We start from the raw sequence: 3,556 nt of genomic DNA on the forward strand, positions 1-3,556 counted from the left end.
GGTTTGAAGCACGAATCATCTCCTTTCCAATTGGATATCCTCCAATTGTAACAAGACCTGCTCCTCCTTCAGTTAGAAATTTATGAGCAAAATTACCGTCTGTTATACCTGCCATAGCAGCTAATACAGAGGGGTTTTTCCTGTCTACCATTTAACAATATTCCATGATTCGCTTAATTAAATGCATTGCATTCTCAGGTGAGTTAATTAGAATATTTTCAGCAATTCCAATTGTTTCATAACTGGAAAAATTCTCAAGAAGAGACTTATCAGTTTCATGAATTATGCACAGATCAAGAAAATCCTGATACATTTCTACTAAAGTTAATGGAGTGATTTCTTTTCCCCATGCTCTTAAAAACTTACCTGTAGGCCCAGAAACTGCTTCTGTGCCAATTATTGGACTGATTGCAGCACAAAAAGCAGCTGTAGATTGTAGTGCTTTTCGAATTGGATTAATTGCAAGAATAGGTCCTATTGAGGAAACAGGATTACTTGGTCCAAGAATAATGACATCAGCTTTCTCAATTGCTTCAAGAACGCTGAGAGTAGTTACACGGAGATCACCATCAAAAAAAACATTAATCACATCTGGTTTTCCTTTATATTTCACCCAAAATTCTTGAAGGTGCATTATTTTAGTAGGAGTTCTAATTCGTGTTTGAATTCGTTGATCTGCCATTGGAAGAATTTGAGGTATGATAGACAATTTCTTGCAAAGAATTTCAGTAACTTCAGTTAAATTTTTTCCGTGATTCAATAAATTGGTTCGTAAAAGACATAACGCAGCATCCTGATCTCCCAAATTGAACCAAATTTGTTCTCTGAGTTTATTTTGTAGAAAATCAATTAGATTAAAACTATCTTGATAAATACCCCACCATTTTTTGGTATCAATAAGGTTCGATAAGGTCAAAAGAACACTATCGATGTCTGGGGAAACATAAAGGCCATAAAAATTCCAATCGTCACCAGTATTTCCAATAATCGTTACTTTTCGCTCATCAAATAACTTAATCCCGTCTTTCAATAGCTTTGGTGTACCTGTTCCTCCAGAAAGAAAAACTACATTTTTATTAATCATTAAATAACCTTCAGGAAAACAGAGACTAAATACAGACTACAATTGATTAAAAAAATTCTTTACTACCTATTATTTTTGAATTTAGCTTGATTAAATTTAATCCTTCATTCTTTTAGGTATTAAATAGAATAGATTCATAAAAGATTTAAATTCGAGATATGACAATTTTTGTTTGTAGGCCTGATTCAAATGCCCCAAAACACCAAGGAATGGGATTTAATCCTCCTTAAAGAAACAGAGAGTATAAATACACAAACTATTTGGCATGCTGCCGCTTTAGCACGGAGTAGAGGAATACAGGATCATGATATTCTCATCATAGATTGGCCTCGTGACCCTTTTGTCTCTTGTGGATTTCATCAAGCGATTGATATGGTTGTAGATCTAGAAAAATGTGAACTATTAAATATTCCAGTTATTAGGCGCGCATGCGGAGGAGGTGCGGTTCTATTAAACAAAAATCAAATTTTTTATCATATTGTTTCACATATCGACTCGGGAATAGTACCTCGTCCTGTTCATCAAATGTACTCTCTATTATTAGAACCAGTTGTTGACACTTACCGTACCTTTGGAGTAGATGCTCACTATCAACCAATCAACGATATAATTTGCAAAGGACGAAAATTATCGGGGAATGGGGCTGCACTTCTTGAAAAAGCTCAAGTTTTAGTAGGTAATTTCATCCTTGATTTTCCTAAGAAACAATTGGTTGAAATTCTTCGAGTTCCAGATGAAAAATTTCGTAATAAAGTATATAAAACCTTAGAAGACGGAATATCTTCTTTTTTGGATGAATTAGGGGAAATTCCATCAAGGAAAGAAATTATTGAGACATACATCTCAAAGATAGAATCGAAACTTGGTATTAGTCTAGTATCTACAAAACTTTCTCCAGAAACCCTTAAAATAATGGACGACTTACATCAAGAATATTTAACAGATGAATGGCGATTTCAAGTGACTCAGCGCGGTGCTAATCTCCTAAATAAGATAAAAATTCATAGTTCTGCCCATGTTGTACAAGGAACTTATAAATCAACTGGTGGGTTAATTCAAGTGATTTGTGAATTTCGTGATACAATTTTAAATGATATCTTAATAAGTGGAGACTTTTGGATTTATCCTGATACCGTACTACCGCTTTTAGAACAATTTCTAAAAGGAATAGATTTACAACAAGGTACATTAACCGATAAAATTGAAAATTTTCTTCAAAACAACCATTGTGAAACTCCAGGAACAAATGCAAAAGATCTTTCGCAAGCAATAATTAATGCTTATCAACAACTCACACTAAAATAGACGAAAATGAATAGTTAATCATTTCTTTTATCCCCTTGTACAAGATACTCAATAATTAAATCAATCGCTCTTTTCATTAACTGCAGTTCCATATTGGCGGAATGTGGACTAGAAATCACTTGTTCTGGTGTTAAGGGGAGATGAATAAACCCTGCTTGAACTTTAGCTAAACGTGATGATTCTTCTAAATAATTCATCATGTAATAAAAGATTTGGTTACATCCAAAAGTCCCAGCTGAATTTGAAATATAACAAGGAATATTATGCTTTCTAAGATATTCCTGTATTTTTCTAATAGGTAAAGTAGAAAAATAGGCCACGGGACCTTCTTCTACAAGTTTTTCATCTTTTGGAGCTGAACCACAGTTATATCCAATTTTAGAAACGTCAGCAATATTTATTGCAACCCTTTCGATCGATATTGAGGGACGTGGTGCTTGGCCTAAAGCCAGAATGATATCTGGATCATTTTCCGCTATATGACTATGAATTAAACTTTGAATCTCTTTGTAACGTAATGGAATGACTCTCCCAATAATTTTAAATCCATTTATTCTTTTTTTATCGAGATTTTGAGCAATCTCTTGGGAAGGATTAGTTTTATATTCTCCAAATGGTTCAAATCCTGTTACTAATATTATTACCATAATGATTCCCTATAAATTCATTTTTAGGAAGAAAAGTGATACAGTCCTTGAAGACTCGTTTAGTGAATATCCCTTCAATTCTTATTCATTAAAGTATTGATCTATTCAAGTGAAAATTAATCTAATAGTAAGGATTATTTTCTAGACTATAATTTTGACAACTCTTAAAAATTATCAAATTATCTAAAACATGACTTATATTTTGTGGGATGATTGATGAGAAGGAGTATTATATCTATCCAATTATTTCTTTTTATCTTGCTAATAGGTACTTTAACCCTTAGATCGGTTAGAATTGGAGATTATCAATCATATTCTGCCTCACGGAATAGATTGAGTGAGAATGAGAGACTTCTTTTTGATATTATTGGAAACTGGGATATGTCACAGAGTCGAATTGCTAATAGCCAATATCCAACTTATTTTGATGAATATCGGATAAATTGGAATATTACGATGTTTAACCATCCAGTTTTTGAACTGATTGGAAATGGAGTCCTAGATTTCAATTTAACTGCAA

General features: G+C 33.0%; 4 protein-coding genes. 2 read left to right on the forward strand and 2 right to left on the reverse strand.

Features of this window, described 5'->3' with window-relative positions:
• Nucleotides 1-151 precede the first annotated feature (151 nt).
• On the reverse strand, nt 152-1,084 hold the full coding sequence (cofD, locus tag ACWVCY_RS13635; RefSeq protein ID WP_455143471.1) for a 2-phospho-L-lactate transferase: 933 nt from the start codon (nt 1,082-1,084) through the stop codon (nt 152-154).
• A gap of 189 nt (nt 1,085-1,273) precedes the next feature.
• On the opposite strand from cofD, the gene ACWVCY_RS13640 reads away from it, so the two are divergent.
• Nucleotides 1,274-2,389 carry a lipoate--protein ligase family protein gene (locus ACWVCY_RS13640; protein ID WP_455143473.1) on the forward strand — a complete coding sequence of 372 codons (1,116 nt, stop codon included), beginning with the start codon at nt 1,274-1,276 and terminating at the stop codon, nt 2,387-2,389.
• A 14-nt stretch (nt 2,390-2,403) separates the two neighbouring features.
• On the opposite strand, the gene ACWVCY_RS13645 is transcribed toward ACWVCY_RS13640, so the two are convergent.
• Complete coding sequence (locus ACWVCY_RS13645; RefSeq protein ID WP_455143474.1) at nt 2,404-3,036, reverse strand: pyroglutamyl-peptidase I; 633 nt, start codon at nt 3,034-3,036, stop codon at nt 2,404-2,406.
• Between the two features lie 216 nt (nt 3,037-3,252).
• On the opposite strand from ACWVCY_RS13645, the gene ACWVCY_RS13650 reads away from it, so the two are divergent.
• Nucleotides 3,253-3,556: hypothetical protein (locus ACWVCY_RS13650; protein WP_455143476.1), on the forward strand; the 304-nt coding region annotated here is incomplete at its 3' end.

This window comes from Candidatus Hodarchaeum mangrovi, assembly GCF_975850365.1.

Excerpts from the sequence above, each read along its gene's own strand:
- ACWVCY_RS13640 (WP_455143473.1), top strand. The coding sequence starts at position 1,274 with ATGCCCCAAAACACCAAGGAATGGGATTTAATCCTCCTTAAAGAAACA.
- ACWVCY_RS13645 (WP_455143474.1), bottom strand. The coding sequence starts at position 3,036 with ATGGTAATAATATTAGTAACAGGATTTGAACCATTTGGAGAATATAAA.
- cofD (WP_455143471.1), bottom strand. The coding sequence starts at position 1,084 with ATGATTAATAAAAATGTAGTTTTTCTTTCTGGAGGAACAGGTACACCA.